The 7,336-nt window shown below is 35.0% G+C and carries 6 protein-coding genes; 2 read left to right on the top strand and 4 right to left on the bottom strand.

Features of this window, described 5'->3' with window-relative positions; genetic code table 11:
* On the bottom strand, positions 1–476 hold a 476-nt coding region (locus B2U95_RS09805), incomplete at its 3' end, for an HAD family hydrolase (protein WP_296315681.1).
* Positions 466–1,788, bottom strand: coding sequence for a D-arabinono-1,4-lactone oxidase (locus B2U95_RS09800; RefSeq protein WP_296315678.1), 1,323 nt, complete (start codon positions 1,786–1,788; stop codon positions 466–468). The genes B2U95_RS09800 and B2U95_RS09805, both read right to left, overlap by 11 nt.
* Before the next feature lie 673 nt (positions 1,789–2,461).
* Between B2U95_RS09800 and B2U95_RS09795 the strand changes: the two genes are divergently transcribed.
* Both B2U95_RS09795 and B2U95_RS09790 read left to right on the top strand, forming a co-directional pair.
* Positions 2,462–3,799: an exonuclease domain-containing protein gene (locus B2U95_RS09795; protein ID WP_296315673.1), complete on the top strand. Its 1,338-nt coding sequence runs from the start codon at positions 2,462–2,464 to the stop codon at positions 3,797–3,799.
* 1,107 nt (positions 3,800–4,906) lie between these two features.
* Entirely contained in the window at positions 4,907–5,422 is a 516-nt protein-coding gene (locus B2U95_RS09790; protein WP_296315670.1) for a porin family protein, read from the top strand.
* A gap of 112 nt (positions 5,423–5,534) precedes the next feature.
* On the opposite strand, the gene B2U95_RS09785 is transcribed toward B2U95_RS09790, so the two are convergent.
* Both B2U95_RS09785 and B2U95_RS09780 read right to left on the bottom strand, forming a co-directional pair.
* Positions 5,535–6,434 carry an EamA family transporter gene (locus tag B2U95_RS09785; protein ID WP_296315667.1) on the bottom strand — a complete coding sequence of 300 codons (900 nt, stop codon included), beginning with the start codon at positions 6,432–6,434 and terminating at the stop codon, positions 5,535–5,537.
* 23 nt (positions 6,435–6,457) lie between these two features.
* A partial coding sequence (locus B2U95_RS09780) for a helicase-related protein (RefSeq protein ID WP_296315666.1) occupies positions 6,458–7,336 on the bottom strand: 879 nt, incomplete at its 5' end.

The raw sequence follows: 7,336 nt of genomic DNA, 5'->3' as shown, positions 1-7,336 counted from the left end.
TCTTCAGGCTTTAGATTAAAGAAATTCGCCAATTTAAGATAAGGTTCAGGATTAGGCTTCGGCTGGTCATAATCTTCGTAACCAAAGGCAACAGCCACATCGAGATTCCAGTTTTTAAGACATTGGATCACAAAGTGTTTGCTCGCGTTGCTCGCAATACCAAAAGGAATATTTTTGTCTTTCAACAATTGAAAAAGAGTCGCTACTCCTTCTATCGGTTCTGTATTTTGTAAATGATTATATAAATACCCATTCTTACACGCCAATAACCCTTCGTGGTTAGCTTCACTATCGAAAAGCTCACAAAGCGTTTGCGCAATTAATTTGGGTGCTTTTCCAGACATCTTATGTTCGGGAAGTTCGTCAACAGTTACATTCAAAATGGTTTTAACCGCATAACGCCACGATGCATCGTGAATAAGCTTGCTATCTGTAATGACACCATCGAAATCAAAGAAAACGGCTTTAATCATCATACACTTTAGTTTTTTCAGCAAATAGACTTGCTAAATAAGGATTTAAAAGTTTGTTAGTCGGATCCATTTGCTTTCGTAAGGTTTTAAAAGCCTCCCATTTCGGATATACTTTAGAAAAGTCAGCTTCCTTTGCTGCAAAACGTTTTCCCCAATGTGGTCGTCCTCCATATTTTAAAAAGATACGTTCTATGGTTTCAAAAGCTTCATAACTATTTGCCGTTGCTGCATTTCTAGACACACAACCCATAGTGACCGTCTTTTGTTTATAAGCATAACTTAACCAAGATTGGTCTTCATCTACAAATCGGATATCCATAGGAATATGAATAAAAGAATTATTTTTAAAACTATTAATGACGGTTTTCAACTCTTCGAACACTTGTGGGAATACATCTAAAGCAATGGTCCATTCCGCTAATTCTAGTGTAGACCCTCTAGACTTAGTTACTGTAGCTTGGTATAAACTCCCTTTATGCTCTTTTTTGCTGCTAAAGAAACCATGATATAATAGTTTATTTGCAAAGTAGGTTGACCATGGTACGACATGGCTGTATTTATAAAGTAATTTAGAGGCTTTACGTCTGTGTTTTAAATATTTAGGCCCTAAGTTTTCTTCAACTACTTTATCTGCTTGCACTTTATTACCCTTAATCACATAACCTACATCTGTGTGTGGCAACCATAAGATTCTTAAAAATGCATAAGTATCTATATAATTTTGAAGTTGAGGCATCCAATCTTTATCCTTTTCTGGACCTTCCGTTAAATGCAAGGTGTAACTTTCTTCACATTGAAACGTTACTGTGGAGAACGCGCCTAAAACTCCCATCGAGACACGTACAGCATCCATAAGTTCATCTTCCGCTGTAATGATTTTAATAGAACCATCTGCACTTATAAAACGACATTCTACAACATAGGAAGCTAATATATTACCACTCGTACCGTGTGTTCCTGTAGCCAATGCACCACCAATGGTTACAGTATTAATATCTGGTAAACACGGAATACACCAATTTTGGGATTCTACAAACTCTAATAAATCCTTTAATTTCATACCCGCCTGAACGGTAACTTTTCTTAGTTCTGTATTGGTGTCTAGTAATTGATCGTAATTCTCAATATTAATTAAGGTTTCTGTGCCTGCGCAAATGTCTGACGAGGATTGTTTATTACCAAAATACCGCACATTTTCAGATGTTTTAATGATTTGGGCAAATTGGTCTTCATTGTCAATAGCGTGAATGGTTTTATAGCGATGCTTTATATTTTCATTCCAGCTGACCCATAATTGTTTTTTCTCCGTACTCAAATTGTTTTTTTGTAATTTCTCTGTATTCAAATTCTCTTTTTTTTTTACAAAATTAGTTGTAAAATATTATTTCATGGATACTTTAAGATCAATTGATACTATTTTTAAAGTTTCTAATTAAGCGTAAACGTTATCAAAATTTATACGAATTGGCTATGGTCTTTTAAAGTGGTGCTGGTTTCATATAATCACTACGTAGGCATACGTATTTTATATACCCTACTACGTATAGTTTTAGTAATACTTAATGTATAGTTTTGTTATGTATTACAAAGATAAAAAAAACACGATGTGCTTTAATTCTAGCCATCACGTTTCCACTACAAAAAATTACGTTGTGTTGAATTGATAAAAATACCTATTGGAGAATTAGTAAATTTTGAATTTAACACGAATGCAGAAGGTCAACTCTATTTTGAGTTGACCTCTTCAGTTTTAATAGCTGCAGTAACTTTATAATCAAAACCTTAGATTTTATAAGGACAGCGTTTGAGTCTATTAATTTAAACTGTCAAAAGCAAGGGAAAAAAATCAAGATATATCTCAAAAAATAGACTTACAATAGCCGCTCTAAATTTCAAGATACCATGAAAAGTAATTATCTTGCATACCCATAAAACTATGGAGATAAAAATCCAAAAGCGGTAACCCTTAAAAAAGCAAGCACTAAAACATGATCTACACCATCATCGATGTCGAAACCACAGGAAAAACGAATCGCATGACCGAAATTTCCGTTTTTAAATTCGATGGAGAAACTGTTATCGATGAGTTCACATCACTAGTTAATCCTAATAGTTTTATTCCTGCTCATATTACAGCACTTACTGGTATTGATAATGCGTTAGTCGCTAATGCACCCTCGTTTGAGGAGGTTGCTAATGACATTCTGAGCATCACTGAAGATGCTGTTTTTGTGGCTCACAACGTTAACTTTGACTATAATGTCATCCAAAGTGAATTTAAGCGTCTTGGCATGGAATTTAATAGAAAGAAACTCTGCACCGTTCGCTTATCGCGACGTTTATTACCAGGGCATCGATCTTACAGCTTAGGGAAATTGTGCAAAGGATTAGATATCAATTTAGTGGACAGACACCGCGCCAGAGGTGACGCTGAAGCGACTGTAATTTTATTTGGTTTACTATTACAACAATCCGAAGCAGATGCTGTATTCAAAGAATTTTTAAATAAAAACTCACGAGAATCTACTTTACCTCCTAACCTACCCAAAGAAACCTTTAAAAACTTACCAAATACAGCTGGTATCTATTATTTTAAGGATATAAAAGGAAAAGTGATTTACGTAGGTAAAGCCAAGGATATTAAAAAACGCGTGCTCAGTCATTTTTATAGCAAGACCAAAAAGTCCTTAGACATGATTAGAGAAACTGGTGATATTGATTTTGAGAATTCTGGTAGTGAATTAGTGGCTTTATTAATGGAAGATGCTGCTATTAAACATCACTTTCCTATATATAATAAAGTGGCCAAACGTACCATTCAGTCGTTTTCGATATTCTCTTACGAGGATCGCAAAGGGATTCTGCATTTGGCAAGTAATAAAGGGCGTTTGGTGCCTAATCCGATCATCACGTTTTATAACGTTAGAGATTTGCGTGCTTTTACTGAGAAGCTCTGTGCTAAGTATAACTTATGTCCTAAATATTGCCATTTACAGGAAGCCGTTTCAGAATGTTCGCATTATAACATCAAAAACTGTAAAGGCATTTGTAAAGATGACGAATCTGTTGAAGATTACAACAACAGAGTCCTCGAAGCTATTTATGATATTTCGGACAATAAAGATGATATCATCTTAAAGGAAAAAGGTAGAAACACCAATGAAGATGCATTTGTAATGATTAAAGGAGGTGCTTATGCAGGCTACGGTTTTATTGAAAAAGGTGAAGCCGTTAATCATATTGATGATTTGGAGGCATTTCTTATTCCGCAGAAAAATAACATGGATATTCAGAAGATATTGCGACCGCTTTTGGTGAAGATTTAGATGTTAGCCTTTAGCTATTCGCTGTTTACTGAACCTTATGATCTGGGTTACTTCCGGTTATTTTTTAAAAATTTTAGCACGAAGCGTCTTAAACAGTACTGATTCTCGATACATTTCTCGTTCACTCGAAAGACTCAAACTGACGGCATAGGGTTTTTAGCTATTAGCCTTTAGCTGTTGTTTGTTTCTAGAGATACAGACAGCGTCAATTCGATTGATAATAGATGCCTTAAAGATATTTTATTTTTTAATAACACCACTAATAAGCTCTGCTATAAACCTTATCTTCTATTTTTAGCTGATCCACGGATTTTTTCAGATCAATACAGACCGTTTTAAGGAGAACTCAGGTATAGCGTTTAGAATTTATCAGCCGCCTTCATTCCTAATGCTACAGTCTACTAATCTAATTTGATGTAGTGAAACAGGTATATTCTTTGCAGAAACAGTGGCTCCTATATTTCCCATTAGAAGGTTATAAACGACGCTTATGGATTTTATAACATCAGTAATATGATCTGTTTCCTGTTTAAAAAGCGCTGGAATAACAGTAAAGCCTTTTGGTTTTAAACTTAGGCTTCTAAGATTGAGAGTGCTTGTTTGGAGGCCTTCATTTTTGGCTATTTCGCCTTATCTAGACTTTCTGATGTTTCAATCAATTTTAAAACGTTTGCTATTTTTATGCATTCGCATTTTAATGACGTCTATTTTTTCAAAATTATGCTTAGATGACTTCAATCCAAATGGTTTTCTAGTTCAAAGACACCGCAATCAAGGTTTCAATAAAGTCACCAGCATTAGGATAAGAAACAGCAAAAATAATAGTCATGTTTCAATTCTATAGTGTTTAATGGCCACTTTAGCTGTACGACCTTGCTTAAAAAAGAGGTTTTTACAATCACCTCAAAAAAATTTCACGCAACACCTCCAAAAAAACATAATTTTATGATAATTCTAATTTTTTCTTACAGGAATACGTTATATATTTGACTTATATAAACCTATAAATTTACAATTATGAAACGAGCATGTTAAAAATATGTTCCCTTAAGGGGTTGATTATTAGCGAACAGCATGTGAACTTTCAAAAACAATAAATATAAATACATGAAAAAGCTATTTTTAATTGCCATTGCCGTAATGAGTTTCACAATTACATCACAGGCACAAAACTTTAGATTCGGTTTAAAAGGCGGAATCAACTTTGCTACGCTGAATGGGGATTTTAGTGACAATATAGATGGAAGAACCGGCTATCATATTGGAGCCGTGGCCCAATTTAGTTTATTAGGTACTTTTGCTATTCAGTCAGAGGTTATCTATTCTGCTCAAGGAATTGATAATATTGATATTGACTATTTGAACGTTCCTGTATTATTTAAATTAAAATTCGCAAAGATTTTCAGTGTCGAAGCTGGTCCACAATTTGGTTTTGTGGTGAATGATACCTCAGATCTTGGGGATCCTGAAAGTTTTGATCTTAGTGGTGCTCTAGGCGCCGGAATAGAAATTTCTAAGTTTTTTGCACAGGTACGCTATAATTTTGGTGTTACTGATGTCATAGATAATATGGATGCTAGAAACGCGGCATTCCAGCTGTCTGTTGGGTATTACATTTTTTAGTGCAACCTACATATATAAAAAAGTGGCTGTAAAACCATCCACTTTTTCTTTCTTCAAACCCACATTATTCAACGTATCTGATAAAACAGTCGGAGTTGTTCGTATACAATTCCTAAACACCATCTTTCTTCCTCGTCGTAATAAAATAAACACCTGTAAGCAATACTACAGCAGCAATTATAGATTGTATGCTTAGCGTTTCGTCTAAAACATACCATCCCAAAGCCATAGCTACAATAGGATTTACATAAGCTGAAGTCGCTACTTTTTCCGTAGAGACTTGCTTTAAAAGATAATTAAAAGCAGTAAATGCTACAATACTTCCAAATGTGATCAGTGCTAACATCGCCAATTGAACTTTAGGACTCCAAAGTAAAGGGGGCGTCCAAGTTTCGCCAAACGATAGACTTGCGCAGGCTAACATAATACTAGCAATTGCCATTTGATAGCCTGTACTAACAAAAGAGTTTTTTGGCACATCTGCTTTGGCGACAAAAACGCTACCATAACTCCAACTGAAAACGCAGGTAAAAATCATAAAAACACCTAATAGGGTTTCTTCGTTAGTTACCAATTCTTTTTGGGTCACCAGTAAATACATCCCAATTATTCCTAGTCCAACTCCTATGAGGGATTTTGGTCTCATTCTTTTATGATCCATTAATCGCATTAGTAGTAATACAAACAACGGTTGCGTAGAGGCTAATAGAGCGCCAAATCCGCTATCAACATATTTTAAAGCCCAAACGAAAACACCATTACCATACACCAAAAACAAAAAGCCAACAAGCGTGGAATTTAAGAGTTGTTTCTTAGTGATTTTAAGGCTAAACTTTAATGCTTTGGCGATACTAAAAATTAAAATACTTGCGACAAAAAATCGTATTGCTGCCAGAAATAAAGGAGGTAACTCGGTTACTGAAATTTTATTGAGCAAATAGGTAGAACCCCAAATAACATAAATAGCTATAAACGCTATAATAATTAAAGATTTAGAACTTGGTTTTTTCATGGGTTGGTTTGTAACAGATAAAATTAAACAAGAAAAACACGAACCTTTTTCTTCTTCAAACGCACATTATTTAATTTAGCCACCAAGTCATCTGCAATACTAACAGGAACCGCTACAAAAGCACAATCCTGTTTTAATTCGATAACGCCGAGCTGATCTTTGCTAATATTACCTTGTTTAAAAAACAGACCTGCAATATCACCTTTAGAGATTTTATCTTTTCGGCCACCAGAAATAAATAAGGTCGTCCAAAATGGTGGTTTAATTTCACCTGCCTTAGAAAGCATTTGTATTTTAGATTTCTCTATAAACTCAGGAAACACTTCTTTGTCTCCTTTTATAAGATAGGCTGTCCCTTTAGAATTAACTCTGGCCGTTCTACCATTTCTATGGGTGTATTCTTGTAACGCTTCTGGGATTTCGTAATGAATAATATAACTCATCTCTGGGATATCGATACCTCGTGCTGCTAAATCACTGGCAATAAGTACAGATACAGATCCGTTTCTTAATTTGATTAAGGCACGTTCGCGATCGCGTTGTTCCATACCTCCATGAAAACAAGTATGTGCTACTTTTCGCTTATCTAAGAAACGACTTAAATCTTCGAGACGTTCTTTTTTATTACAAAATACAATGCCAGGTTCGCTACCTAAATGATGTAATAAATCCACCAAAGTATTGTGCTTATTTGCTGATGGCGACAACACCGTTTTTACGGTCAGTTTGGAACTCGCTTTTTCAGTTAAGTAATTCAACGTTTTCCCACCATCCATTTTTAAATACGCAGGAATCGAAGCGCCTTTTGTTGCAGAGGTTAAAATACGCTTGTTGACATTGGCCAAATAGCCCATTATGAATTTCATCTCGCCTCCTGCACCAACTTCAATAGAAATATCAAA

The sequence above is a fragment of the Winogradskyella sp. UBA3174 genome (assembly GCF_002364335.1).
GTDB lineage: Bacteria > Bacteroidota > Bacteroidia > Flavobacteriales > Flavobacteriaceae > Winogradskyella.
Note: the sequence above shows the minus strand (reverse complement) of the source record. Positions and strands in the feature narration are given on the sequence as shown.